The organism is Roseateles sp. GW821-FHT09G03 (assembly GCF_059416045.1).
In genome coordinates, this window is record NZ_JBWKOK010000001.1 from 409852 (window position 1) to 432743 (window position 22892).

Annotated in this window: 27 protein-coding genes; 14 read left to right on the forward strand and 13 right to left on the reverse strand. The window is 68.5% G+C overall.

What is annotated here, in order from left to right:
- Window positions 1-15: 15 nt before the first annotated feature.
- On the reverse strand, window positions 16-570 hold the full coding sequence (locus tag AC07OZ_RS01805; protein WP_495465456.1) for an ECF-type sigma factor: 555 nt from the start codon (window positions 568-570) through the stop codon (window positions 16-18).
- A gap of 109 nt (window positions 571-679) precedes the next feature.
- Window positions 680-1498, reverse strand: coding sequence for a hypothetical protein (locus AC07OZ_RS01810; protein ID WP_495465457.1), 819 nt, complete (start codon window positions 1496-1498; stop codon window positions 680-682).
- Window positions 1499-1895: 397 nt separating this feature from the next.
- Here AC07OZ_RS01810 and AC07OZ_RS01815 point away from each other — a divergent pair, with 397 nt between their 5' ends.
- A complete protein-coding gene (locus tag AC07OZ_RS01815) occupies window positions 1896-3185 on the forward strand; it encodes a CapA family protein (RefSeq protein ID WP_495465458.1) in 1290 nt (429 codons plus the stop codon).
- Between the two features lie 2 nt (window positions 3186-3187).
- Here AC07OZ_RS01815 and AC07OZ_RS01820 read toward each other — a convergent pair whose 3' ends face one another.
- The 3 genes from AC07OZ_RS01820 to AC07OZ_RS01830 all read right to left on the reverse strand — a co-directional run bounded on the left by AC07OZ_RS01820 (window position 3188) and on the right by AC07OZ_RS01830 (window position 5031).
- Window positions 3188-3574 (reverse strand): hypothetical protein, encoded by a 387-nt coding sequence (locus AC07OZ_RS01820; RefSeq protein ID WP_495465459.1) that lies wholly within the window; start codon window positions 3572-3574, stop codon window positions 3188-3190.
- On the reverse strand, window positions 3571-4242 hold the full coding sequence (gene trhA, locus AC07OZ_RS01825) for a PAQR family membrane homeostasis protein TrhA (protein WP_495465460.1): 672 nt from the start codon (window positions 4240-4242) through the stop codon (window positions 3571-3573). Before trhA ends, AC07OZ_RS01820 begins: the two co-directional genes overlap by 4 nt.
- A 123-nt stretch (window positions 4243-4365) precedes the next feature.
- A complete protein-coding gene (locus AC07OZ_RS01830) occupies window positions 4366-5031 on the reverse strand; it encodes a PEP-CTERM sorting domain-containing protein (protein ID WP_495465461.1) in 666 nt (221 codons plus the stop codon).
- Window positions 5032-5357: 326 nt separating this feature from the next.
- Between AC07OZ_RS01830 and AC07OZ_RS01835 the strand changes: the two genes are divergently transcribed.
- On the forward strand, window positions 5358-5720 hold the full coding sequence (locus tag AC07OZ_RS01835) for a 5-carboxymethyl-2-hydroxymuconate Delta-isomerase (protein ID WP_495465462.1): 363 nt from the start codon (window positions 5358-5360) through the stop codon (window positions 5718-5720).
- 15 nt (window positions 5721-5735) lie between these two features.
- Here the strand turns inward: AC07OZ_RS01835 and AC07OZ_RS01840 are convergent, their stop codons facing one another.
- The 4 genes from AC07OZ_RS01840 to AC07OZ_RS01855 all read right to left on the reverse strand — a co-directional run bounded on the left by AC07OZ_RS01840 (window position 5736) and on the right by AC07OZ_RS01855 (window position 8918).
- Entirely contained in the window at window positions 5736-6917 is a 1182-nt protein-coding gene (locus AC07OZ_RS01840) for a serine hydrolase domain-containing protein (protein ID WP_495465463.1), read from the reverse strand.
- Window positions 6918-6969: 52 nt separating this feature from the next.
- Complete coding sequence (locus AC07OZ_RS01845; RefSeq protein ID WP_495465464.1) at window positions 6970-7464, reverse strand: GNAT family N-acetyltransferase; 495 nt, start codon at window positions 7462-7464, stop codon at window positions 6970-6972.
- A 49-nt stretch (window positions 7465-7513) separates the two neighbouring features.
- Window positions 7514-7912, reverse strand: a complete 399-nt coding sequence (locus AC07OZ_RS01850; protein ID WP_495465465.1) for a RidA family protein — start codon at window positions 7910-7912, stop codon at window positions 7514-7516.
- Window positions 7913-8117: 205 nt separating this feature from the next.
- Window positions 8118-8918 carry a hypothetical protein gene (locus AC07OZ_RS01855; protein WP_495465466.1) on the reverse strand — a complete coding sequence of 267 codons (801 nt, stop codon included), beginning with the start codon at window positions 8916-8918 and terminating at the stop codon, window positions 8118-8120.
- Window positions 8919-9129: 211 nt separating this feature from the next.
- Here AC07OZ_RS01855 and AC07OZ_RS01860 point away from each other — a divergent pair, with 211 nt between their 5' ends.
- From AC07OZ_RS01860 to AC07OZ_RS01875, 4 genes are read left to right on the forward strand one after another with little or no spacing between them, the layout of a single operon-like run.
- Entirely contained in the window at window positions 9130-10191 is a 1062-nt protein-coding gene (locus tag AC07OZ_RS01860) for a cyclopropane-fatty-acyl-phospholipid synthase family protein (protein ID WP_495465467.1), read from the forward strand.
- A gap of 10 nt (window positions 10192-10201) precedes the next feature.
- Window positions 10202-11029 (forward strand): DUF1295 domain-containing protein, encoded by an 828-nt coding sequence (locus AC07OZ_RS01865; protein WP_495465468.1) that lies wholly within the window; start codon window positions 10202-10204, stop codon window positions 11027-11029.
- The gene (locus tag AC07OZ_RS01870; protein ID WP_495465469.1) at window positions 10999-11742 is read left to right on the forward strand and encodes a DUF6134 family protein; all 744 of its coding nucleotides are present in this window, start codon (window positions 10999-11001) and stop codon (window positions 11740-11742) included. The genes AC07OZ_RS01865 and AC07OZ_RS01870 overlap by 31 nt, the downstream gene beginning before the upstream one ends.
- A gap of 13 nt (window positions 11743-11755) precedes the next feature.
- Entirely contained in the window at window positions 11756-12223 is a 468-nt protein-coding gene (locus AC07OZ_RS01875) for a DUF2177 family protein (protein WP_495465470.1), read from the forward strand.
- Here AC07OZ_RS01875 and AC07OZ_RS01880 read toward each other — a convergent pair.
- Both AC07OZ_RS01880 and AC07OZ_RS01885 read right to left on the reverse strand, forming a co-directional pair.
- Window positions 12186-12911, reverse strand: a complete 726-nt coding sequence (locus AC07OZ_RS01880) for a ChrR family anti-sigma-E factor (RefSeq protein ID WP_495465471.1) — start codon at window positions 12909-12911, stop codon at window positions 12186-12188. The two genes, AC07OZ_RS01875 and AC07OZ_RS01880, sit on opposite strands and share 38 nt — an antisense overlap.
- Window positions 12911-13528: a sigma-70 family RNA polymerase sigma factor gene (locus tag AC07OZ_RS01885; RefSeq protein WP_495465472.1), complete on the reverse strand. Its 618-nt coding sequence runs from the start codon at window positions 13526-13528 to the stop codon at window positions 12911-12913. The genes AC07OZ_RS01880 and AC07OZ_RS01885 overlap by 1 nt, the downstream gene beginning before the upstream one ends.
- A gap of 293 nt (window positions 13529-13821) precedes the next feature.
- On the opposite strand from AC07OZ_RS01885, the gene AC07OZ_RS01890 reads away from it, so the two are divergent.
- From AC07OZ_RS01890 to AC07OZ_RS01910, 5 genes are all read left to right on the forward strand, one after another.
- On the forward strand, window positions 13822-15216 hold the full coding sequence (locus AC07OZ_RS01890; protein WP_495465473.1) for an NAD(P)/FAD-dependent oxidoreductase: 1395 nt from the start codon (window positions 13822-13824) through the stop codon (window positions 15214-15216).
- Entirely contained in the window at window positions 15213-16235 is a 1023-nt protein-coding gene (locus tag AC07OZ_RS01895; protein ID WP_495465474.1) for a DUF1365 domain-containing protein, read from the forward strand. The genes AC07OZ_RS01890 and AC07OZ_RS01895 overlap by 4 nt, the downstream gene beginning before the upstream one ends.
- Window positions 16228-17595 (forward strand): class I SAM-dependent methyltransferase, encoded by a 1368-nt coding sequence (locus AC07OZ_RS01900; protein ID WP_495465475.1) that lies wholly within the window; start codon window positions 16228-16230, stop codon window positions 17593-17595. Before AC07OZ_RS01895 ends, AC07OZ_RS01900 begins: the two co-directional genes overlap by 8 nt.
- A gap of 121 nt (window positions 17596-17716) precedes the next feature.
- Window positions 17717-18259, forward strand: a complete 543-nt coding sequence (locus AC07OZ_RS01905; RefSeq protein WP_495465476.1) for a GAF domain-containing protein — start codon at window positions 17717-17719, stop codon at window positions 18257-18259.
- Between the two features lie 249 nt (window positions 18260-18508).
- A complete protein-coding gene (locus AC07OZ_RS01910; RefSeq protein WP_495465477.1) occupies window positions 18509-19144 on the forward strand; it encodes a DVUA0089 family protein in 636 nt (211 codons plus the stop codon).
- 141 nt (window positions 19145-19285) lie between these two features.
- Here AC07OZ_RS01910 and AC07OZ_RS01915 read toward each other — a convergent pair whose 3' ends face one another.
- The gene (locus AC07OZ_RS01915) at window positions 19286-19726 is read right to left on the reverse strand and encodes a hypothetical protein (RefSeq protein WP_495466473.1); all 441 of its coding nucleotides are present in this window, start codon (window positions 19724-19726) and stop codon (window positions 19286-19288) included.
- Window positions 19727-19895: 169 nt separating this feature from the next.
- Here AC07OZ_RS01915 and AC07OZ_RS01920 point away from each other — a divergent pair, with 169 nt between their 5' ends.
- From AC07OZ_RS01920 to AC07OZ_RS01930, 3 genes are all read left to right on the forward strand, one after another.
- Window positions 19896-20144: a hypothetical protein gene (locus tag AC07OZ_RS01920; protein WP_495465478.1), complete on the forward strand. Its 249-nt coding sequence runs from the start codon at window positions 19896-19898 to the stop codon at window positions 20142-20144.
- Window positions 20145-20264: 120 nt separating this feature from the next.
- Window positions 20265-20819, forward strand: a complete 555-nt coding sequence (locus AC07OZ_RS01925; RefSeq protein ID WP_495465479.1) for a 2OG-Fe(II) oxygenase — start codon at window positions 20265-20267, stop codon at window positions 20817-20819.
- Window positions 20820-20879: 60 nt separating this feature from the next.
- Entirely contained in the window at window positions 20880-21098 is a 219-nt protein-coding gene (locus AC07OZ_RS01930) for a hypothetical protein (RefSeq protein ID WP_495465480.1), read from the forward strand.
- 3 nt (window positions 21099-21101) lie between these two features.
- Here AC07OZ_RS01930 and AC07OZ_RS01935 read toward each other — a convergent pair whose 3' ends face one another.
- A complete protein-coding gene (locus tag AC07OZ_RS01935) occupies window positions 21102-22862 on the reverse strand; it encodes a vWA domain-containing protein (RefSeq protein WP_495465481.1) in 1761 nt (586 codons plus the stop codon).
- Window positions 22863-22892: the final 30 nt, after the last annotated feature.

The window sequence follows — 22892 nt, forward strand, 5'->3', positions numbered from 1 at the left end:
CCCGTGACGGTGTCGTCAGTCCCGCAGCGCGTGCGCCAGCAGCAGCCGGGCCTTGTCCCAGTCGCGGCGCACGGTGCGCGAGGAGAGGCCCAGCGCCTCGGCGATCTCCTCGTCCTCGAGGCCGCCGAAGTAGCGCATCTCGACCACGCGCCCCAGCCGCTCGTCGACGCGGCCGAGGTCCTCCAGCGCCGCATGCACGGCCAGGATCTCGTCGGACGCGGCGGGGAGGGCACCGATGAGCTCGGAGTTCAGCGTGACCTGCTCGGCGTCGCCGCCGCGGCGGTCCGTCTTCGCCTGGCGTGCCGCGTCGACGATGATCGATCGCATCACCGTGGCCGCGTAGGCCAGGAAGTGGGCGCGGTCCGAAGGCGTCAGCGACTCGCGCTGCAGGAACTTGAGGTAGCACTCGTTGACCAGCGCCGTCGTCGCCATCAGGTCGTTGCCGGCACCGCGCGAGAGGCGCCGGTGGGCCACCTGCCGGAGCTCGGGATAGAGCAGCTCGAAGATCCTGTCGAACGCGCCGCGGTCGCCTTGGCGCGCCCGTCCGATCAACTGCGTCACTTCCCCCATGCCGTGCTTCCGTCCAAATCGAGGTTGGTGACGGCGATGGTAGCGCGCGCTCCTCTCGGTCCGTACGGCCGCACGTCCCTGAGTCCTGCCAGGCTTGTTTCATCTGGTGTCACTCCGTCCGGCGTGAGGCGCGAGCCATCGCTTGCATGGGTCGTATCGCCGGCGAGGTGACGCCCAGTGGCGGCAGTCGCAGTCGTACGGTCGACAGCAGGCACGCGCAGGCGCAGGCCAGAGAGAGCGCCGCCATCGCCCCCATGCGAGGCGCCAGCAGGACGAACACGGTGCCGAAGGCCGCCTTGTCGAAGAGTCCGCCCACGTACCCGCGCAGGAAGAGCGCGGCGGCGCGGTGGCCGCCGTTGGCGTGCTCGGCCATGGCGACCGGGCCGGTGATCAGCGGGAGCGACGACAGCAGACCCGCCGCGAAGCCGCCCATGGCGGGGCCGATGAGCGTCGCGATCGCGGTCAGCCCGCCGGCCATCGCGGCGACGAGCCACATGGAGCAGCGAGCCCGCTGGCGCGACACGATCTCCGCCCCGAGTCGGGGCATCGCCAGGAACGTGACCGCGCAGCTGCCGAGCGCGAGCATCAGCGCGGCGCTCAGGTCGGCGCTGGCGGCCTTCGCCGGGAGCGCCATCGCCACCGCGCCGCCCAGCCCGCAGACCAGCGCGATCGCGCCGCCGCCGTAGCGCGCCGCGCGCGCATAGCCCAGCGCGAAGACCGCCAGCATCGCGCAGGCGGCGACGCTGCCGATCGCCGCGCTGATCGCGAAGGCCATGCCCTCGTCATGCGCCAGCCACGCCAGCGTCGGCGCGGTGATCGTCGGCAGCGCGGCGACAAGACCTGCCACCCGGCGACCGCCGTGTCGCGCTGCCGCCATCACCAGCAACACCGTGCCTGCCGTCAGCAGGCCCTTGAACAACTCGTCCATCGCGCTCGCTCCCTTTGGGAACGGCGAGACAACACGCCGTCCTGCCCAGATGAACGAGATGGGCGGCCGAGGACGGCCACGTGTCCGGAACCTCAAGGAGGGGACAGGGAATCCGACCGTCGGCGGCCGTCGGATGTCCGGCGCCTGTCCGGGACTTCGTTCAGTGAGGTAGCAGGTGCTGCGACGGTGTGACGGCGCAGCGCCTCCTCCTCGTCATTGCGGAGTGGCCATGTCCCGTCTTGCCTGGTTGTCGATGGAGCGCCGTTTGCGACCTGATCCCCTGGGCGCGAAGCCGGACCTTCGGCAGCGATCAGTCGGACTGGCCCTGCTCGCCGGTCTGACCCTGAGTGGTCCGGCGTTTGCGGCACCGGGAACATCCACCGAGTTGCTTTGCAGCATGCGCACCAGTGGCACGACCGCGACGCTCCGCGTGGCGGCGGGCAGCGACCCGCTGGCAGCGTCGACGGTCAACGTGGGGGACAGCTTCGAGCTGCGCGCCGTCGCCTTGCGTGACGCCGTGGAGAACGAAACGATCAGCCGCGTCGTGGTCACGGTGCTGGGCCGTTCGGGTGGTGAGGGTGGGGTCGTGCTGTCGCAGAGTCGATGGTCGACCGCGGGCCAGGAGGTCATCGAGCAGGAGGCGCGCTGGAGGCCGACGCTGTCGGGGTGGCAGCGCGCCTACCTGCCCGGGCTCGGACGGGAGCTGGCCTGGGGCTGCGCGCTGGTGCGACCGGGCGAGACGCCGGAGGCCTGGGATCTCGCCGACGCGACCGGCGACATCGCGATCCCCGCGATGCAGTCGGCTCGTGTGGCCCGGCCGGCTCCCAGCGCGGCCGCGGTGCGGATCGCGTGGATGGGCGATGTCATGCTGGCCGATGGTCCGGGGCGCGTGATCGCTCGCGGCCAGGATCCATTCGCCGCTGTCATGAGCGCGATGAAGGGGGCGGACCTCCGCATCGCCAACCTCGAATGCGTCGTCGCCACCGGCGGCAGGCCGATCGACAAGCCCTGGACCTTCCGCGCCCATCCGCGCGTGCTGGACGTGCTGCGACGCCACGTCGACGCGGTCTCGCTGGCCAACAACCACTCGGGCGACTTCGGCCCGGAGGCCTTCGCGCAGATGCTGACGCGTCTGGAGCGCGCCGGCCTGCCGCACTTCGGCGGCGGGACCGACCTGCGCTCGGCGCATCGCCCCGTGATCATCGAGCGCCAGGGCTTGCGCATCGCCTTGCTGGGCTACAACGAGATGTTCCCGCGCCAGTTCGAGGCCGGTCCGGACAGCCCCGGCATCGCCTGGGCGGATGAAGAACAGATCGTCGCCGACATCGACGCGGCGAGGGCGCAGGCCGACGTGGTCATCCCCTTCATGCACTGGGGGGAAGAACACAGCGAGACCTCGCACGCCCGCCAGCGCGCGCTGGCCCGCGTGATGATCCGGGCCGGCGCGGATGCCGTCGTCGGCACGCATCCGCATGTCCGGCAGGACACCGAGATCATCGACGGCAAGCCGGTGATCTACAGCCTGGGCAATTTCGTCTTCGACGGTTTCAAGGACGCGGACAACAACACCGGGGCCATCCTGTGGATGACGGTGACCGCGGAGGGCGTCAAGGACTGGCACCTGCAGGAGGTGCGCATCGATGCGGCCGGGCGGCCCCATCCGGGAAGGGTGGCGGCGGCGCCGTGAGGTCAGGCAGGCCTGCTAGGCCCTGGCTCGTCGGCAGCATCCAGCGCTTCGGGCCAGTATTCGTGGAGGTAGGTCTTGAACCGATGCCCGTCGGAATCCTCGATGGACAACAGGGTCGTCTCGGCGAGAGCACTGCCGCCATCGAGCGTGACCAGCGCGGAGTGAAGAAGACCGCGGAGCAATTCATCGATCACGGTTGCCAATGCGGCTTGATCTTCTGCGGTCTGGAGTCGGGACCTCAACAGCGTCCAAGCCTCGGGAGTTTCGCTCCAAGGCTCGGCGCTCTGCTCAGAGGCGAGGGCGTGTTGCGCGGCGGCGAGCCAGTTGTTCTTGGCACTCACGAGTTGCGCGAGGAAAGCCGATTCGGAACGATGAAGGGGCATCGTCATGCGTAGGCGTAGAACAGCGCCGCGAAGAAGTGGCAGACGCTGCCGCCCAGCACGAACAGGTGCCAGACGAAGTGGGCGTAGCGCAGCTTGTTGTCGAGCAGGAAGACGATCGCGCCCAGCGTGTAGCTCAGGCCGCCCGCCACCAGCAGCGCAAGACCCGGCCCGGGGGTGCGCTCGACCAGCGGTCCGATGGCGAAGACCACCACCCAGCCCATGGCGAGGTAGAGCGCCGTCGACACCAGCGGATGGCGCAGCCGGTTCAGCAGCTTGATCGTCACGCCGAAGGCCGCCGCGGTCCAGACCGCGATCAGCAGCGTCACGCCGGGTCCCGAGTGCAGGACGCCCAACGTGAAAGGCGTGTAGCTGCCGGCGATGAAGACATAGATCGCCGCGTGGTCCAGCCGCATCAGCCAGGCCTTCAGGCGGCCGTTGGCCAGCTTGGCGGGCAGGGCGTGGTACAGCGTGGAGATGCCGTACAGCAGGATGCCGGTCGACGCGAAGATGGCCGCGGACACGACGTCAGCGACCGCGCCGTGATTCATCGCGCGGATCACGAGGATGGGCAGGGCGGCGATGGCCAGCAGGGCGCCCAGCCCGTGGCTGATGGCGTTGGCGATCTCTTCGCCCAGGGTCTGCGGGCGATCGGCGGGGAGGGAGCGGTGCGTCATGGAGCAGGTCGTGTGAACTGGCGGACAGCCCGATGATCGCTCATCGGCGTCCGGCGGTCTCACGCTACAGGCCTGCTCGCCGTCGGCAGGCGCCGACGGGTCGCTCGCATCGGCCTCAGCGCATCACAGCTGCGCTGCCCGGCGTTGACGACGCATCCGCGCCATCACGCCGAGTCCGGCCAGGGCCAGGAGCGCGGTGGCAGGTTCCGGCACCGCCGCCGCGACGACCTCGATGGAATCCAACATGATGGCGCTATGGTCAGCCCAGTAGCCAGTCCCTCTGTCCCACACGCGCACTTCGTCGAAGCCGCCCCCTGAGAAGCCGACGTAATGGGCATTGGACTTGTGAGCCAGTGTGCCGGAGGCGATGCTGACACCCTCGTTGAACAGTTCGTAATACATCTTCGCCCGAGGCAGGAACTCGTCGCAGTTCGAGTCGCAGTAATAGTCGTATCCGCTTCCTGCCAGGAAGCCGATGGCATCGAACGACGCGCCGGAAGCCAGGCGGATGCGCTGATAGCCGTTGTTCGTCAGGCCCAGGTTGTCTGTGGGCTCAGGGTACCAAGTGCGCTCTCCCTCGAAATGAAGGCGATCGGCGTTGGTATGCATGAAGGTCGCGACTTCGCCAAACGGTCCCACATGTTCGATCGTGATGCCGCCTTCGGTGTAGGAGGGCGAGTTGTAGATGCCGACCGAAATCCCCTCGAATCCATTGAAGCCGGTCCGGCTCCCGTCCGCGATGAAGTCCGACGTGTGCACCACGATCGCTGCGGCGGCCGGCAGCGTCATGGCCCCGATTGCGCCAACTACCAGGCACTTGATCATTGCTCGCGAGACATTCGCCATTTTCCGGATCATTGCCCCTCCCCAGGGATGAAGTCGTTTTCTTGAATGGCAGCCTGGCCGTCATCGATGGAGAACGAGACGACGCGGCGCTGCCGCTGATGAGCGGCGCGAGGATAAGTCAGGTCGCTTGGCCAAGCCGGGCGCAGTTCCCCCATGAACGCGGGGGAACAACGGGGGGCAACGGGGGAAGAGGGCCAAAGGGCTTCCGCGTCGCGCGACGGTGTCGCGTTGCAGGTCGACCTATCATGGGCAAAACCTGGAGTCCCGTCTTGCCTCATTTCATCCTTCATCACAGCGCCAACCTGAACGACCTCGATGTGGATCGTTGCCTCACGGCGGTGAATGCCGCGCTCGCGGCGTCGGGACATTTCGAGGAGATCGACATCAAGAGCCGGGCGTTCCAGGCGGAGCAGTTCCTCGTCGGCGTGGAAGCGCGCGGCCGCGCGTTCGTGGCCGGCACGCTGTCCGTGCTGACCGGGCGCAGCGACGACACGCGGCGCGAGATGGGCGCGATCGCCCTGAAGGCGCTGGTGTCCAGCATCCGCGCCACGTCGGAACTCCACATCCAGGTGTCCGTCGAGGTCGTCGAGATCCAGCGCGAGACCTACGCGAAGGCGGTCATTGCCGGCTGATCCGGGGCATCTGCCCTAGGTTCCCAGCAGCGCCTGATACGCCTTCCGCTTGAACCGCAATCCATACGGATGGGCGTATCCAAAATAGCGTTGCGTCAGCAGCACCGCGGCGATGTTCAGGCGCGGATTGATCCACCACAGCGTGCCGGCCAGGCCGCCCCAGCCCACTTCTCCGATCGTCTCGGCCGGCTCCCCCGGATCGGCGAACGCGCGCACCGCCGAGCCCAGGCCGAACACCCGGCCCGGTGTCGGCGGCGTGTCGTCGAAGCGCACGTGTAGTCCCGGCGCGAGCTGGTTGCTGAACATCATGGCCAGCGTGGCAGGCTTGAGCAGCGTCGGACCGCCGGGGGTCAGGCTTTGCATCAGGCGGATGGAATCGTCCAGGGTGCTCACCAGTCCGCCGCCGCCGGACTCGAACGGCACGCGCTGGAGATACGCGCCGGGATAGGGCTTCTCGTCGACGCGGGGTAGCCCGGGCTTGTCGGGGTCGTTGAAGTCCGCGCCTTCGTAGAGCACCGTCAACCGGTCGCGTTTCGAAGGCGGCACCCAGAAGTCCGTGTCCACCATGCCGAGCGGCTCGAAGATGTGCCGGGCCAGGAACTGGCCGAAGCGCTCGCCGCTCACGACCTCCACCAGGCGCCCCAGCACGTCCATCGACACCGAGTACTCCCACTGCGTGCCCGGGTGGAACAGCAGCGGCAGGTCCGCCAGCGCCTTCATCATTCCGGCCAGGTCGCGGCGGTGGTCGAGGACGCGAGCGCGGTTGTACGCGTCGAACATCGGCGAGCCGGGATCGAAGACGCCGTAGGTGAGGCCGGACGTGTGCGTCAGCAGATGGCGCGCGGTGATCGGGGTGCGGGCCGGCTCGGTGTCCGACAGGTCCCGCGCGCCGGGGCGCAGGACGCGACGGTTCGCCAGCTCGGGGAGATGGATGTCCACGGGATCGCCCAACCCGAGCCGCCCTTGTTCCACGAGCAGGAGCACGGCGCAGGCCGTGATCAGCTTGGTGCTGGAGAACATGCGGAAGAGGTGGTCCTCCCGCAGCGCGATGCCGGCCTCGCGGTCGGCCGCGCCGTAGCAGAAGCGATCCACGACGGTCCGTCCGCGCAGCAGCGCGATCGCCACGTTGGGCAGGAACTGCTGGTCGACCTCCGCGCGCAAGGCGGCGTGGAGGGCGTCGAAGGAGGTGTCCGTCATCTGGTCTTCCCGGCCGGTGAAGCGGGGACTGTAAGGGCCACCGCGGGCAGGGTCAGATCAGCAGCAACCCCAGCACATGCTCATCGACGTAGTGCGCCTGATCGGCGCGCTTGTAGAAGTCCCGGAGCGTCCCTTCGACCACGAAGCCAAGCCGTTTGTAGAAAGCCAGCGCCTGGTCGTTGTCGGTCTCGGCGTAGAGCTCGACGCGGCGGATGCCGTCGGCGCGGAAGTGGCGGAGGGCGTCGTCGATCATGGCCCGGCCGATGCCTTGTCCATGCCGCTCCGGGTCGACGGCCAGCGTGCCCAGCAGGAGCACGTGGCTCACGCGGCCCGGATACCGCGTCGCCCGGTAGAAGCCGGCGATCTCGCCATCCACGTCCCAGATCCAGAAGGCGCCGCTGCGTACGAGCTCCTCATAGATCGGCACGAAGGACGCGAGGTCCATCGGCTCGTAGGTCAGGTAGGGAACGACCTTGGGATGGGAGTAGATCGCGAAGACCGGTTCGAGGTCTTCGGGGCGGGCGAGGCGTCGCGCGGAAGTGGTCATCGTGGGGACTCAGTCGGGGGGCAGTCGTTGCCCCCAGTGTCCCTCAGCTTCAAGCCGCTTCTGGCAGCTTGGCGATGACCTTGATCTCGAACTGGAAGCCCGCCAGCCAGGTGACGCCGAGGGCGGTGACGGTCGGGTAGGGCGCATCACCCCAGAACTCCGCGGCGACTTCCCAGGCGCGCTCGAAGCGGGTGTGCGGGTCCACCATGAAGACCGTCACGTCGATGACGTCCTTGAAGCTGCAGCCGGCCGCGGCGAGGATGGCGTTGAGGTTCTTGAACGCGAGGCGCACCTGGTCGTCGAGGTCCGGTTCGGGGGAGCCGTCGGCCCGGCTGCCGACCTGGCCCGACACGAACAGCAGGCCGTTGGACCGGATGGCCGGGGAGTAGCGGTGCAGCTCGTACAGGGCGTGGCGGTTGGGCGGGAAGACGACGTCGCGGGTGGTCATGAAAGGCATTCCTTCAAGGTGATTGCGGATGCAGTCACTGTAGGAATCCGGCCCCTCGCGATAAACAGGCAGTTCGCACAAGCAGTGTTTGCTCTGACCAAACAGTGGCGTCGGCAGGCCAGCAGGTCAGGCGCCTGGATCCTCCATGCCTGCGGGAGCCAAGGTGTTTGCCGCGGCGGTGAGGTGGAGACGTTCGGTCATGGACTCAATCCAGGCGGACGTACTCTGACGAGACCCGGGTCACCTTGAAGCTGAATCTGTGCGGCAGGAGTCCGCGCAGCGCCGTGATATCGGCGGCGGAACAGGCCGGATTGCGCCAGGTGAATCCGCGGACCTGCGCGAACGCGCTCGAGGAGAAGAGACGCCTGTAGTCTTCCAGCGGCGTGCATTGCTCGTTGAAATCCTCGAGATGGGTCTGGCTGTACTCTCCGAATTCGAGCATCGTCAATCCGGGGAATGCCTCTGAGTCCGCAAGGTTCCCGATGAAGCTCTCAGTCGCGAGGCCGGCGTCGACGTTGAGATAGCGCAGGGGATGGATCGGGCGTTGGAAGAACTCTGCGTTCGGGGCGGACGGTGAGATGAGCGTATCGAGCGCGGGAGCCTTGTGGAGCAGCCTGCCGAGTACGCCGTCTTCTTCATACCCGGAGGCCACGATGCGCTGGTTGTGATCGCCGGGCGAGGTCTGGGCGATCGAGAAGATCCTCAGGTGGCGGAAGGTGGACGGGGTATCCAGAAGCTCGTTCAGGTCCCAGTTGCAGATGCCATTGGCTCCTTCGTCCGGACTGCGCAGGGCGATGGACACAAGGTTCTCCGCCGTGCCCGGGCTTCGGAGTGCGTGGCATAGCCTCAGATAGGGTTCATCGAATGGCGACCCGTAGAAGTCGACGCTCAGGCCAGACGCCTGCTCGACGATGCACAGGCGCGCATGACGCGTCGGGTCAAGATATGCCTTGCTGGGCCGGGATAGTTCATCGGCGAGACGCTGAAGAGGGTGTTTGTCGTCCATGGAACGTCGTCGATCGGAGAGCGTGATGACCGCGGCGACTTTATCCCCCCGATGAGCAGGTAGACGGAATCGCCGGCAACGTGTTCAAGCAATGCGACGGGCACTCTGCATGCCTCCGTGCTGTCCCGGCGCTGCAGAAAACCGACGTCGCAAGAGATCCATGGCGCCCTTCCTTGCGTACAACAAGCGTCCTCCGCTTCTGGGCGTCTCCATGGATCTCGATATCTCCTCGATTGCCGTCCGGCTCGCCGAGCGTGGCCTGCTGCCGGAGGCCGCCGTGCGGCTGGGCATCCGGCGGCTGCTGCGGCAGCGGCTCGATGAATCGCATCATCACGACCACGAGACCGCCGCGGCGCTGACGCAGACCTTCCTGGCCTCGCTGCGCGCCGCGCCGCTGGCCGTGCAGCCCGAAAAGGCCAACGAGCAGCACTACGAGCTGCCCGCGACGCTGTTCGAGGCGATGCTCGGTCCCCAGCGGAAGTACAGCTGCTGCTGGTGGCCCGAAGGTGTGGATACGCTCGAGGCGGCGGAGGAGGCCGCGCTCGAGGCGACCGTCGCGCGTGCCGGGCTGGCCGATGGGCAGTCCATCCTCGAACTCGGTTGCGGCTGGGGCTCGCTGAGCCTGTGGATGGCGGCTCGGTTCCCGGCGGCGGAGATCCTGGCGGTGTCGAACTCCGCGTCGCAGCGCGCCTTCATCGAGGGCCAGGCCGAAGCGCGCGGACTGCGCAACCTGCGCGTGATGACCTGCGACTTCAATGCGTTCGGCGAGGACGGCAGCCTCCATGGCCGCTTCGACCGCGTCGTTTCCGTCGAGATGTTCGAGCACCTGCGCAACTGGCCGCGCGCCTTCCGCAAGGTCGCCGGCTGGCTGCGCGACGACGGCCGCTTCTTCATGCATGTGTTCGCGCATCGCGAGGCGCCGTACGCCTTCGAGGTCCGCGATGCCACGGACTGGATGAGCCAGCACTTCTTCTCCGGCGGGATGATGCCCAGCGACGACCTCGCGCTGCTGTGCCAGGACGACCTCACGCTGCAGGAACGCTGGCGTTGGGATGGGCGCCACTACGCGCGCACGGCCGCCGCGTGGCTGGAACGCTTCGACGCGCATCGCGCCGCCCTGTGGCCGGTCTTCGAATCGGTTTACGGCGCCGCCGACGCGCCGATGTGGTGGCAGCGCTGGCGGCTCTTCCTGCTGTCCGTCGAGGAGCTGTTCGGCTACGACCATGGGCAGCAGTGGTGGGTCAGCCACTACCTCTTTGCGCCGAGGCGCTGAGGCCGTCGCGATGGCATTCCTTGACTCGCTGCCGGCCCTGCCGGCGCTCGCATTCACCGGCCTGCTGATCGCCGTCGCCATCGCGGTGCCGACCTGGCTCGCGAGCCTCCCGCTGCGCGATGCGAGCCTCGCCGACCGCGTGTGGTCCGCGTTCATCGCGGTGCCCGTCGTGTTCTACGCCTGGAAGACGGGCGGCGATGCGCGCGTGAACGTCATGCTCGCGATCACGCTCGCGTGGGCGTTGCGTCTCGGCGTGTACGTCACGGTGCGCAACTGGGGCCATGGCGAGGACCGCCGCTATCAGGCCATCCGCGAACGCAACCAACCCCACTTCGCGATCAAGAGCCTGTGGCTCGTGTTCCTGCTGCAGGCGGCGCTGGGATGGATCGTCGGCTGGCCGATGCTGGCGGCCAGCGCGGTTGCTGGCGAGGCGGGCAGGGCGCCGTGGGGCGTGTGGGACAGCCTGGGCGCCGCGCTGGCGGCGGGCGGTCTGCTGGTCGAGACGATCGCCGATGCGCAGCTCGCGCGCTTCCGCCGCGATCCGGCCCATCACGGTCAGGTGATGGACAGCGGCCTGTGGCGCTATTCGCGCCACCCCAACTATTTCGGAGAGACCTGCGTCTGGTGGGGGCTCGGCGTCATGGGCCTGGTCGCCGGCGGCTGGGCGGGCGCGTGGGTGCTGGTCTCGCCGCTGCTGATGACCTTCCTGCTGCTGAAAGTCTCCGGCGTCACGCTGCTGGAGCAGGACATCGGCGAGCGACGCCCCGCCTATCGCGACTACATCGCGCGCACGAGCGCCTTCATCCCTTGGCCGCCGAAACGCGGCGCCGTGCGATGACCGCAGCTTCATCGCCGCGCGCATGCGCCAAGGCCGCCGTCGTTGCGGCCTTCGTCGCCGTTGGTGTCGTCGGAGCCGTCGGATGCGCGGCACCGGCTCTCGCAGAGAGTTGGAACTTCGAAGTACGGCTGGACGGCAAGCCGATCGGCACGCACCGATTCACCGTCGACGGCCCCGCCGAGGCGCGGGAGGTCACGAGCAACGCTGCCTTCGATGTCCGACTGCTCGGCATCACCGTCTTCCGGTATCGCCACGAGGCCCGCGAGCGCTGGCGCGGCGATTGCCTGCAGGAGATCCGCAGCCGCACCGACGATGACGGAAAACCTGTGGAAGTTGATCGGCGACTGGCCTCGACCGGAGCCACTGGCGCAAGCGGCGAAAGCAGCGCCAGTGGCGTGACTGGAGACGTGACCTGCCTCATGAGCTACGCGTACTGGAATCCCGCCTTGATCCGTCAGCAACGCCTGCTGAATCCGCAGACCGGCGAGGTGGACGAGGTGCGCATCGAACGGCTGCCCGATGCGCCGCTTCCCGTCGGCGGCCGCGATGTCGACGCATCGCGATGGCGGATCACGTCGACGGCGCCTTCATTGGGCAAGTCCGTGCCGCCCCGACAGGTGCTCACGCTGTGGCGTGATCGCGCGGAGGGCCGATGGATCGGCCTCGACGCGCAGGTGAAGGGCGATCGCGTGCTGACGTACCGCCTGCCTTGAACCGGAGATCCTCATGAGCTTTCGCGACGATCCGATCCCCACGCGCACGCCGGCCTGGCGTTGGCCGCTGGCCTATGTGCTGACGCTCATCGTCTTTCTGGCGATGGATGCGGTCTGGCTGAGCGCCACTTCCAGTGCGCTCTATCAGCCGGCCATCGGCCACCTGATGGCGCCCGCGGTCGACTGGCGCGCCGTGGCGGTGTTCTATCCGCTGTACGTCGGCGGGCTGGCGTTCTTCGCCGTGGCGCCCGCTCTGGACGAAGGCCATCCGGTGGTGGCGCTCTGGCGCGGCGCGCTGTTCGGCTTCCTCGCCTACGCGACCTATGACTTCACCAACCAGGCCACGCTGCGCGACTGGCCCTGGCACGTGACCGTCATCGACCTGGCCTGGGGCGCGATCGTCAGCGGCGTGGCCTCAGGCACCGGCGCAGCCATCACCGCGGCTACATGCCGACGAGCGATCCGAACCACCGGGCGATGAGCCCGTCGAAGTGCAGCCGGCCTTCGACGGCAGCCACGCAGATGCACTCGCTGCCGTCCTGCACCACCGGTTGATGGTGGACGTCACCGTCGGCGAGGTCGAAGTCGCCCGGCCCGAACAGCGCCCGGCCATCGTGGAAACGGCCGTAGATGATCTGTGTCAACTCGGTGCCGCGGTGCGTGTGCTGCGGCAGGTACTTGCCGGCGCCGATGCGCAGCAGGAAGACGTTGGCCTCGGGCGCGCCCGGTACCGTCACGCGGCTCCAGCGCATGCCCGGGCCGATCCAGCGCCAGCGCGTGGCGCTGCAGCCTTCCAGGGCCTTCGGCCAGAGCGCGCCCGCGGGCAGGGGCGGCGGGGCCGGTACCTTGCGCGGCGTCGGTGTCGGCATCTGCGTCGGGGAGGCGCGGTCGGCATGCTCCAGCCGATCGATGCGATCGAAGGCTCTCGCCAGGGCGTCTTCGCGCATGGGCGCCTCGGGCTGTTCTTCAAGCACCGCGCCGCCGAGCGCGCGCAGCATCGCCACGCGCTCCCGGCAGGCCGGGCACAGCTCCAGGTGGGTTTCCGTCACCAGCCGCAGGCCGATCGGCAGCGCGCCGCTGACGAGCGACAGCAGCAGCTCGTCGGCGGGGTGGTAGCGGATGGCGAGGGGCGGCAGCATGGTCGGGGAGGGCAACAGGATTCGGGACATCAGAGATCGATCAGCCGGCGCAGGTGCGCCACGGCCAGCCGGATCCGCGACTTGACGGTGCCCAGCGGCAGGCCGAGTTCCGCCGCGATGCGGGCATGCGGTTCGTCGTCGTAGAAGGACAGGCGCAAGACCTGGGCCTGCTCGGGCGGGAGCCGGTTGAGCGCCTCGCGCACACGGCGGGACAGACGCGTCGCGTCGGCATGTTCGGCGACGCCGGGCTGGTCCGCCTCGAGCCGGTCGAATTCAAAACATTCGTCGCCGGCGCCGTCCAGCAGGTGGCGCCGCGCGGCGTCGATGCGCAGGCGGCGCGCGATCGTGAAGATCCAAGTCGATACCGCCGCCTGCGCCGGATCGTAGAGCGCCGCCTTGCGCCAGACCATCACCAGCGCGTCCTGCGCCAGGTCCTCGGCGGCGCCGTCGGTGCTGCCGGTGCGGATCAGGTAGCTCTTCACCCGCGGCGCGTAATGCGAGAACAGGCGGCCGAAGGCATCCCGGTCCCGCAGCTCGGCCACGCGGCACATCAGCGCCGGCCAGTCGTCCCCGGCCGCGGAAGCGGACGATGACGGAGACGCGCTGCGGTCGGGATCGCGGTCGGGATCGATCGGGACGATCTTCAAGTGACGGGCTTTCGGCGCTGATGCACGGGTCGCCCCGGCGGTCGGCGCGGAGATCGAGGAAACGGACGCGGCCCCCGGCTGGCGGGCCGGGGCCGAGGAGGGGTCGTCGCGTCTCACGGGGTCCATGGGCGCTCTTACGCGGCGAACGGTGTTCCGGATCATCGCCCGACTCGGAGCGCACCGCCATGCGGGCGACCCTCGCCCGGGCGGTGGGGCGCGCCTTCCCGAGGCAGGAATCCAAAACGTGGCCGCCCGCGTAGAAGCGCAAAACCAGAACGAACCAGGACGCGCCCATGGACCGCCCCGACCCACGCTCCAGCCTGCCGATGCCGCTCCTCGAAGAAGGCCGCCGCTTGCGGGTGGCCGTCGTCGGCGCGGGGATCTCCGGGCTGTCCTGCGCCTGGCTGCTGTCGCAGCGGCACGAGGTGCAGGTCTTCGAGGCCGACGGCCGCATCGGCGGCCACAGCCACACCGTGGACGCCCCGTGCGGCCTGCTGCAGGTGCCGGTCGATACCGGCTTCATCGTCTACAACGAGCCCGCCTATCCCAACCTGAGCGCGCTGTTCCGCCATCTGGACGTGCCGACGCGGGCGTCGGACATGTCCTTCGCGGTGAGCCTCGACGACGGCGGGCTGGAGTACGCGGGCACCGACCTCAACGGGCTGTTCGCGCAGCGCGGCAACCTGGTCCGGCCGCGCTTCTGGGGGATGCTGCGCGACCTGCTGCGCTTCTACCGCGAAGCGCCCCGCGACGCCGCCGCGTGTGGCGACCTGGCACTCGACGACTACCTCGACGTGCGCGGCTACGGCCGCGCCTTCCGCGACGATCACCTGTACCCGATGGGCGCGGCGATCTGGTCCTCCGCGGCGGCGGACATCGGGCGTTATCCGGTGGCCGCGTTCGTGCGCTTCTGCGAGAACCACGGGCTGCTGAAGCTGACCGATCGCCCGGTCTGGCGCACCGTCGACGGCGGCAGCCGCGAGTACGTGCGGCGCCTGACGCGGGGATTCGAGGATCGGCTGCATCGCGATGAGCCGGTCATCGCCGTCGCCCGCGAGCCTGGCGGCGTGCGCCTGCGCACGCGGCGCGGCGCGTGGACGCCGGTCTTCGACCACGTCGTGCTGGCGACGCACGCGGACCAGTCGCTGCGGATGCTGACCACGCCGACGGCGGAAGAGCGCCGGCTGCTCGGCGCGTTTCCCTACACGCGCAACCTCGCGGTGCTGCACCGCGATCCTGCGCTGATGCCGCGCCGCCGGGCCGTGTGGTCGAGCTGGAACTACCTCGCGGGACGGGGCGACGAGCCGTTCCAGCTGCCGCCGACGGTCACGTACTGGATGAACCGGCTGCAGCCGCACCTGCCGCAAGGCCGCAGTGCGGTGCCGCTGTTCGTGTCGCTGAATCCGTCGGTGGCGCCGCGTCCCGAGCACCTGATCCGCACGGACGTCTACGAGCATCCCCGCTTCGACATCGCCGCGATCGCGGCCCAGCGCGAGCTCTGGTCGCTGCAGGGCCGGCAGCGCACCTGGTTCTGCGGCGCGTACTTCGGCTCCGGATTCCATGAGGATGGACTGCAGGCCGGGCTCGCGGTTGCTGAAGCCCTCGGCGGCGTGCGCCGGCCGTGGACCGTCGCCGGCGAGTCCGACCGCATCCACCTGCCGCAAACGCCGCAGGGGGTGTCCGCATGAGCACGCGACCGGACACGGACCGGCACTCGGCGATCTATCGCGGGCAGGTGATGCATCAGCGGCTGAAGCCGCTGCGCCACCGGCTGCAGTACCGGATGTTCATGCTGCTGCTCGACCTCGACGAGCTGCCGGCGCTGCACGCCCGGCTGCGCTGGTTCTCGGTCGGGCGTTTCAACGTCTTCAGCTTCCGGCCTTCGGACCACGGCGACGGCACGGCCACGGATGTGCCGGGCCTGCGCGCGCAGATCGATGCGCGGCTGGCGTTGGCCGGGCTCCCGATCGGCGGCGCGGTCCGGCTGCTCGCGATGCCGCGCATCCTCGGCCATGTGTTCAATCCGCTGAGCGTCTGGTTCTGCGACGCGCCGGACGGTTCGTTGCGCGCCATCGTCTACGAGGTCAACAACACCTTCGGTGAGCGGCACAGCTACCTGATCGAAGTCGACGAGTCGCAGCGCGCCGCGCCGCTCATCGAGCAGCGCAGTAGCAAGCGGCTGTACGTGTCGCCGTTCCTCGGCATGGCCCTGCAGTACCGGTTCCGGATCGAGCCGCCGCGCGAGCGGCTCTCCATCGGCGTCAGCGTGCATGAGCGCGGCGAAGGCATCAGCGAAGGCGTCGGCGAAGACCTCAGAAAGGGTGTCGGAAGGGGCGCCGGAAAGCGCATTGGCGCCGGACGCGGTGACCGCGACACCGACACCGACACCGACACCGACGGCGTGGCGGTGCTGAACGCCCGGCTGGACGCCACCCGCACGCCACTCACCGACACCGCGCTGTTGCGGCTGCTGGTGACGCATCCGCTGCTGACGCTGAAGGTCGTGGCCGGCATCCATTGGGAAGCGCTGCGCCTGTGGCTCAAGGGCGCGCGGCTGCAAGTGCGGCCCGCTGCGCCGGACCATCCGATGACCATCGTCCGCTCCGGCGGGCCGGCCCGATCCGCACCGATCCGGCCCGAAGCGACTGGACCCGAAACGACTCGACCCGAACACCCTGATTCCTCCGAGGCGACCTGGCATGCATGAAGAGAGCTCGTTCATGACCGCGCCCGCGGTCCTCGAGATCACCTCCGCGGCGTTGAGCGGCGATCGGCTCGGCGCGCGCCATGAATCGTTGCGTCGCGTGCTGTCCCGTATCCAGCTGGGACGCCTCGCGCTGACGCTGCCCGATGGGCGTCGCGTCGAGGCCGTCGGCCCGTATCCCGGTCCGGCGGCGGCGCTGCACCTGCATCGCTGGAGACCGGCGCTGCGGCTGCTGCTGCAGGGCGATCTGGGCCTGGCGTTCTCGTACCGCGACGGCGACTGGAGTTCGCCTGACCTCACGGCGCTGCTGTCGTTCGGGATCGCCAACGAGGCGGCGTTCGGCGCGGTCGCCGAGACGCGCGGCCCGGCGCGCTGGTTCTCGCGCCTGCTGCATCGCGCGAACGCGAACACGCGCCGCGGCAGCCGGCACAACATCGCCGCCCACTACGACCTCGGCAACCGCTTTTACGAGCGCTGGCTGGATGACAGCATGCTGTACTCCAGCGCGCTGTACGAGGAACCGATCGACCTGACGCCTCACGTGGCAAGTTCGGCCGACTCCGCAGCGGGATCCGCCGGCAGATCTGCGTCTATATGCAATTCCGTGGGAGGTTCCGCCTCCGCTTCCGCTTCCGCTTCCGCCGACACGCTGGAGCGCGCCCAGGCGCGGCGACTGGATCGCATCATCGAACTGCTGGACCTGCGCGCCGGCCAGCGCGTGCTGGAGATCGGCTGCGGCTGGGGCACGCTGGCGGCGACGCTGGCCAGGCGCTGCGGCGTGCAGGTTGTCGGCCTCACGCTGTCGACCGAGCAGCTGCGCTTCGCGCAGGCGCGTGCCGAACAGTGGGGCGTGGCCGACCAGGTCGACCTGCGCCTGCAGGACTATCGCGACGTCGAGGGCCGCTTCGACCGCATCGTCTCGATCGAGATGATCGAGGCGGTGGGCGAGGCGTACTGGCCGGTCTACTTCGCGACGCTGCGGGACCGGCTCATGCCCGGCGGCGTGGCCGTGCTGCAGGCGATCACGATCGACGAACAGCATTTCGAGCGCTATCGCGCGAACCCGGATTTCATCCAGCGCTGCATCTTCCCCGGCGGCATGCTGCCGACGCCGGAGCGCATGGCCGAGGAGGCCCGCAAGGCGAGCCTCAGCTTCTCGACGCAGGCGCGTTTCGGGCGCGGCTATGCCGCCACCCTGGTCGACTGGCGCCGGCGGTTCCTGGCCGAATGGCCGGCGATCGAGGCCCAGGGATTCGATCTGCCGTTCAAGCGGCTGTGGGAGTACTACCTCTGCTACTGCGAAGCGGGCTTCCGCTCCGGGCGGGTGGACGTGGGGCTGTACCGGCTGGCCCATGCGGGCTGAGCTGTCGCGCCGCCCGAGCGCCTGGGCGCCCGGACGAATCCCTGCGGGCGGCACCCGTCGCGACCTGCCGCTGCTTGGGTAGCATGTCCCTTCCGGTTCAACCCGTTTTCCACCTGCGCCGATGTACGACCGTCCGTTCACTGCCCAATCCCTCGAAGTCGCCATTTCCGAACTGCTCGCCGCCACCTCGGATGGATACGACCCGGAACTCGACGCCCGGATCACCGGCGTGCTGAAGGGGCTGCGGGAGCAGCTCGACATGGACGTCGTGTTCGTCTCCGAGTTCCAGGACGGGGAACGGGTGTTCCGCTTCGTGGACGGCGAGTCGGCCATCAACGTGCAGGTCGGCGATTCGGCGCCGCTGGAGCAGAGCTACTGCCAGCGCATCGTCGAGGGCCGCGCGCCGGAGTTGATGACCAACGCCGCCGCGGTGGCGGCGGAGCTCCAGCTTCCGCCAACACCGGTGCCCATCGGCGCGCACCTGAGCGCGCCGGTCGTGCTGTCCGACGGCCGCGTCTTCGGCACGGTGTGCTGCTTCAGCCTTCAGCCAAATCCGGGCTTGCGCTCCGAGGACTTGTCGCGGCTGAAGGGCTGCGCGCGTCTGGTGGCGCGCAAGGTCGAGGCGCAGGATTTCCTGGACACGCTGCCGTTCGACAACGATTGAAGGCGCCACCAAGCGTTGTACGGGCCTCCCATAGTCCGTGTGCTGCCAACTTTCAATCGTCCATGGATTGGTGATGTCATCCGAACCAGCGACGTTGTCGTAGTCCAGAAAAGGGACGCGAAAAGCGTCGGAGATCTTTACATGACCGTCACATGGTCATGATGGCGTCCAAACGAATCAATCACTTACGCGTTTGGCACATCCCTTGCTTTTGTTGTGTCGGTTCATACGACAACAGAGGGAAGAGGAATGTTCAAGAAGACGTTGATGGCGCTGGCCATGACCGTGATGGCAGGCGTCGCCGCGGCGGCGCCAGTGGTGGTCAAGGGCTCCATCTACAACATCGATAGCAACGGCGATGGGCAGTTGGATGGCCGGAAGATCTCGCAGGTGACGTTCAGTGTGTCGGCAGGGACGCAGGTGTTCTTCGACTCGCTGGTGCGCGAGTCCACCGGGGTCGACCTGAACGGCGATGGCGTCATCACCGGCTTCGACAACTACATGATGTTGCTGCAGGGCGGTAACGCGCTGTTCGCGCAGGACGATTCGGGTGAGACCTATGGCGACGGCTCGGTCCACTACTACGACTCGGCTTACGGCTACACGTTCTCGCAAGCCGGCACCTACATGATCACGCTGGGTCAGCTGAGCTACGGTGCCCAGGACGCATGGGCGGGATATCAGCTGAACAACTTCTTCGCCAACTACGACGGCCCGAGCAATGCCTTCGGCGCCTGGCAACTGACGATGACGGCGACCAACGGCACGCTGAACGTGCTGTCGGTGGACGGCCAGAGCGTTCCCGAACCGGCATCGCTGGCGCTGGCCGGCCTGGCGCTGGCTGGCCTGGGTGTGGCGCGTCGCCGGCAGGCCCGCAAGGCCTGATCGGCCACCTGCGCCGCGCGACCGTCGGGTCGCCCGCGAGTGCAGCGCAAAGGGAGGCCCATGGCCTCCCTTTTTCATTTGGCGCCCCTGGCGGAAGCCCTGCCGTGACGGGTCGAGGGTCAGGACGTGCGGCGCGCCGCCTCACTTCAGTTTGTGATCCTCGCCCTTGGCCTCCTGCATGGCCTCGGGTTCGAGTTCCTCGGCGGAGCGGTTCAGGTGGATGAAGAGGCCCCAGCCGGTGAGCAGCGCGCCCACGGCGAAGACCATCGCCGCGGCATGGAGCAGCAGCGTCGAATCGGCATGTGCGGCGCGGAAGGTCGCCACGAGGGCCTCGATGGCGAGCGCGACGACGATGACGACCATGAACCTCGAGAGGAAGCGCCGCACCCGCGTCGGTGCGCTGATGTGGGCGGTGCGGATGACTTCCTCCTCGGTGATCGTCTGTGCGATCTGCAGCGCCACGACGGCGGCGGCGAGCACGCCCATCGCCTCGATGACCAGTTGCGCCGCCTCGTCGTTCCAGTCGAGGTGGAGCGCCATCCAGGCTTCCTTCGCCGCGATGGCCAGGAGCAGCAGCGCCATGGCCGTGAAGAGCAGCGCCAAGGCGCCGTGCACCACGGAGAATCCTCGCAGCAGGAGCGGGACGGTGTCCTCGTCGGAGGACGTCGGCTCGCGATCGGGAGAGGGGGCGGCTGGCTTCATCCAGTCACAGTAGGCGACGCAGGCCTTGAAGTCTGTAGGAAGGGCTGCCGTGCCGCTGACGGACGGGGACGACTCGGGACGGATCGCCCCGGGTACCATTCGCACGCCGACGTCGATTGACGGTAGACGCACCGCTGCACAGCGCATCAGGAATCAAGGTTCAAGACTTTTTGCCAGCAGGCGGGTCATCGGCACCCAGGGAATGAAACAAGTGAACAAGATGAAGAACTCGCACGCCTGGACGGTGCGCCAGTGGCTCCGGCCGGAGGTTTTGAAGCGCCTGCTGCACGGGCGCTGACGGGGAGGGTTGAGCCCCTTTCGCGATGACGCAGAGCGACCGGGAGGTCGTCCGCGCGTCGCGGGATCCGTTTCACCCGTTCAACCCCCAATTGGCCGACTCGGCCTCAGGAACTCGACCATGCAAGTTCAACGACATGGCGCCGGCATCTTCACGATCAGCGACTTTCTCTCGCCCCAGGAGTGCGATGGTTTCATCTCGCGCAGCGAGAGCCGCGGCTTCGTAGCGGCAGGCATCCAGATCGACGGCGAGGAGCAGATGCTCAAGGACGTCAGGAACAACGACCGCGTCATTTGGGACGATCCGCCGCTGGCGGCTTCCCTGTTCGAGCGTGCGCGTCCGCTGCTGCCCGCCGACGTCGACGGCCATCGGCTGACCGGTCTGAACGACCGGTTCCGCTACTACCGATACGCGCAGACACAGCGTTTCGACTGGCACTTCGATGGCTCCGTCGTGCTGCCCGACGGGCAGGAGAGCCTGCTGACCTTTATGGTCTATCTCAATGACGATTTCGCCGGTGGGCGGACCGAGTTCGGCTGGGAATCCATCGCGCCCGTGCGCGGCCTGGCCCTCGTCTTCCCGCATCATCGCCGTCACCGGGGGGCGGCCGTGACCTCCGGGCACAAGTACGTGCTCAGATCGGACGTCATGTACAGAAAAGCCGGTTCGGACTGATACCCTGGAGGGGCAGGCGGTCACCGCTTCGGGGACTCGCCGGGACATCAAGGAAGTGCAGTGAAAACGATCGACGAAATGTTGAACCTGGACCTGATCACGGTGGCCCAGCACCAGGAGATCGATGCGTGGATCGCGCGTGCCAGCTCGCCGGAGGAGATCCTGCAGATGCCGGCCGAACTCTGGTTGGCCGTCGAGCGCGCCAGCGAGGCGATGGGCGTCGACGTGGACCTGCTGCGCCCGCCGGCGCTGGACGCCGGCGGTCACGCGGTCGAATAGACCTCAGCGCTTCAGGCTGGCCGAGAGCTCGGCCAGTCTGGCGAACTCGGCGCGGTGGCCGTACCGGTCTTCACCGCGCGCGCTGCGGGCGAGCGGCACGAACTGCTCCGGGCCGTAGTCGCCGATCAGCGCGCTGCCCCGCAACCACTGACCCCACGCGGCCACCGCCACCGCGAAACGCGTGTCGGCGTCCTGCGCGGCCAGCGCCGGCATCGTTGCCGGTTTCGCGACCGGCAGTTCGACCAGCTGGCTCGTCGACTGGCCCGGCGCCTTGTAGCGCAGCTTGATCCATGCCAGTTCGCCGCGCTTGCCGACGCGTGGCGATTCCTTGGTCGACGCCTTGTCCGCCTTGCCCTCGTTGCCGTAGCGCAGCGGATCGACGTTGCCCTTCGCGCCGGCCGGCACGAATTCGTACAGCGCGGTGACCTGGTGCCCGGCGCCGATGTCGCCCGCGTCGACCTTGTCGTTGTTGAAGTCCTCGCGCTTGAGCGCATGCAGCTCGTAGCCGATCAGCCGGTACTCCTGCACCGTCGCCGGATTGAACTCGACCTGCAGCTTGAGGTCCTGCGCGATGGTCGCCAGCGTCGAGGTCATCTCGTTGACCAGCACCTTGTGCGCTTCCTGCAGCGAATCCAGGTAGTGGTAGCTGCCGTTGCCGGTGTCGGCCAGCTTCTTCATCAGCGCTTCGTTGAAGTTGGACTGGCCCACGCCCAGCGCCGTCAGCGTCACGCCGCTCTTGCGCTCGCCTTCGATCATTTTCTTGAGCGCGTCCTGGTTGGTCTCGCCGACGTTCAGGTCGCCGTCGGTGGCGAGCAGCACGCGGTTGATGCCTTCCGGGATGAAGGACTCGCGGGCCTGCGCGTAGGCGAGCTTGAGGCCGCCTTCGCCGTAAGTGCCGCCGCCGGCCTGGAGCTGGTCGATCGCGCTGTTGATGGTCGACTTCTGGTCGCCGGGCGTCGGCGGCAGCGCGATGCGCGTGCCGTTGGCGTAGGTGACGACGCTGACCCGGTCCACCGGACGCAGTTGCGCGGTCAGCAGCTTCAGTGCCGACTTCACCAGCGGCAGCCGGTCCTCGGGACCCATCGAGCCGGACACGTCGACCAGGAACACCAGGTTCGCCGGCGGCAGGCTTGCCTTGGCGATGTCCTTGCCCTTGATCGCGATGCGGATCAGGCCGCGCTCGGCATTCCAGGGCGAGGCCAGCACCTGCGCGCGGACCTTGAATGGATCGCGCTCGCCGGCCTCGGGGCCGGGCGCGTCGAAGCCGAAGTAGTTGACCAGTTCCTCGACCCGCACCGCGTCCTGCGGCGGCATCTGGCCGCGATTGATGAAGCGGCGGACATTGGCGTAGCTGCCGGTGTCGACGCTGGCACTGAAGGTGGAAACCGGCTGTTCGGTGGTGCGCTGCCAAGGGTTGTCGGAGAAGGCCGTGTACTTGGCCGTCGAGGCCGGCGGCGGCGGCGTCCATTGGGGTGCATAAGCCGTGGCATGGACCGTCAAGCCCGCCCGGTAGTCCGCGACTGCGGCAGGCGCGACCGGGGCTGCGGCGGTGATCGGCATAAGGGGCGCCGGCGAGGGGCGCGGCGGCTGCGGCTGCGGCTCGGTGGGTGCCGCCTTGGCTTCGGCAGCGCGGGCGGCCTCCTGCGCGGGTGGGTCCGCGGCGCGCTGGTCCGGCGCCGGCGAGGTGGTGCAAGCGGCCAGCGTGGCCAGCGAGACCGCCAGCAGGACGGCCTGCGCGGTGGCGGAACGGGACGGGAATGGCATGGGTTCTCCCTCTGTGGTGCGGCCGGGCGG

Coding starts and splice junctions, on each gene's coding strand:
- AC07OZ_RS01900 (WP_495465475.1), top strand. CDS start 16,228: ATGCATGAAGAGAGCTCGTTCATGACCGCGCCCGCGGTCCTCGAGATC.
- AC07OZ_RS01905 (WP_495465476.1), top strand. CDS start 17,717: ATGTACGACCGTCCGTTCACTGCCCAATCCCTCGAAGTCGCCATTTCC.
- AC07OZ_RS01810 (WP_495465457.1), bottom strand. CDS start 1,498: ATGGACGAGTTGTTCAAGGGCCTGCTGACGGCAGGCACGGTGTTGCTG.
- AC07OZ_RS01935 (WP_495465481.1), bottom strand. CDS start 22,862: ATGCCATTCCCGTCCCGTTCCGCCACCGCGCAGGCCGTCCTGCTGGCG.
- AC07OZ_RS01855 (WP_495465466.1), bottom strand. CDS start 8,918: ATGGACGACAAACACCCTCTTCAGCGTCTCGCCGATGAACTATCCCGG.
- AC07OZ_RS01925 (WP_495465479.1), top strand. CDS start 20,265: ATGCAAGTTCAACGACATGGCGCCGGCATCTTCACGATCAGCGACTTT.
- trhA (WP_495465460.1), bottom strand. CDS start 4,242: ATGACGCACCGCTCCCTCCCCGCCGATCGCCCGCAGACCCTGGGCGAA.
- AC07OZ_RS01860 (WP_495465467.1), top strand. CDS start 9,130: ATGGATCTCGATATCTCCTCGATTGCCGTCCGGCTCGCCGAGCGTGGC.
- AC07OZ_RS01820 (WP_495465459.1), bottom strand. CDS start 3,574: ATGACGATGCCCCTTCATCGTTCCGAATCGGCTTTCCTCGCGCAACTC.
- AC07OZ_RS01805 (WP_495465456.1), bottom strand. CDS start 570: ATGGGGGAAGTGACGCAGTTGATCGGACGGGCGCGCCAAGGCGACCGC.
- AC07OZ_RS01815 (WP_495465458.1), top strand. CDS start 1,896: ATGCGCACCAGTGGCACGACCGCGACGCTCCGCGTGGCGGCGGGCAGC.
- AC07OZ_RS01895 (WP_495465474.1), top strand. CDS start 15,213: ATGAGCACGCGACCGGACACGGACCGGCACTCGGCGATCTATCGCGGG.
- AC07OZ_RS01850 (WP_495465465.1), bottom strand. CDS start 7,912: ATGACCACCCGCGACGTCGTCTTCCCGCCCAACCGCCACGCCCTGTAC.
- AC07OZ_RS01865 (WP_495465468.1), top strand. CDS start 10,202: ATGGCATTCCTTGACTCGCTGCCGGCCCTGCCGGCGCTCGCATTCACC.
- AC07OZ_RS01840 (WP_495465463.1), bottom strand. CDS start 6,917: ATGACGGACACCTCCTTCGACGCCCTCCACGCCGCCTTGCGCGCGGAG.
- AC07OZ_RS01890 (WP_495465473.1), top strand. CDS start 13,822: ATGGACCGCCCCGACCCACGCTCCAGCCTGCCGATGCCGCTCCTCGAA.
- AC07OZ_RS01880 (WP_495465471.1), bottom strand. CDS start 12,911: ATGTCCCGAATCCTGTTGCCCTCCCCGACCATGCTGCCGCCCCTCGCC.
- AC07OZ_RS01910 (WP_495465477.1), top strand. CDS start 18,509: ATGTTCAAGAAGACGTTGATGGCGCTGGCCATGACCGTGATGGCAGGC.
- AC07OZ_RS01915 (WP_495466473.1), bottom strand. CDS start 19,726: ATGGCGCTGCTGCTCCTGGCCATCGCGGCGAAGGAAGCCTGGATGGCG.
- AC07OZ_RS01845 (WP_495465464.1), bottom strand. CDS start 7,464: ATGACCACTTCCGCGCGACGCCTCGCCCGCCCCGAAGACCTCGAACCG.
- AC07OZ_RS01830 (WP_495465461.1), bottom strand. CDS start 5,031: ATGACGCTGCCGGCCGCCGCAGCGATCGTGGTGCACACGTCGGACTTC.
- AC07OZ_RS01875 (WP_495465470.1), top strand. CDS start 11,756: ATGAGCTTTCGCGACGATCCGATCCCCACGCGCACGCCGGCCTGGCGT.